Source organism: Bradyrhizobium sp. Kon37, from assembly GCF_055807535.1.
Genome location: NZ_JBVVOY010000243.1, coordinates 1 through 283, shown reverse-complemented (window position 1 = coordinate 283; position 283 = coordinate 1). Strand labels below are relative to the sequence as shown.

The following is a 283-nucleotide window of genomic DNA, read 5'->3' as shown; positions in this document are numbered from 1 at the left end:
GGCGTGTATTTACGGGCTAATAAAGAGCGTGCCGTGGTACACAAATTTAATCAGTATCGCTACATCAGATTCCTGAACAAACGAGCAAGGAAGCGGCTAAATACCAAACTATTCAAGGTTCAGCCATACCCTAAGTGATCCCCATGTAATGAATAAAAAGCAGTAATTAATACATCTGTTTCATTTGAAGCGCGAAAGCTAAAGTTTTCGCATTTATCGTGAAACGATTTCGCGTTTTTCGTGCGCCGCTTCAGCGGGTCTGCGTCTGCTGTCCGGCATTGCC

The 283-nt window shown here is 44.2% G+C and carries 1 protein-coding gene; it reads left to right on the top strand.

Going from position 1 to position 283, the window contains the following annotated elements; genetic code table 11:
- The first annotated feature begins 3 nt into the window (after positions 1-3).
- The gene (locus tag AC0L3J_RS37995) at positions 4-138 is read left to right on the top strand and encodes a Mom family adenine methylcarbamoylation protein (RefSeq protein ID WP_473350543.1); all 135 of its coding nucleotides are present in this window, start codon (positions 4-6) and stop codon (positions 136-138) included.
- Positions 139-283: the final 145 nt, after the last annotated feature.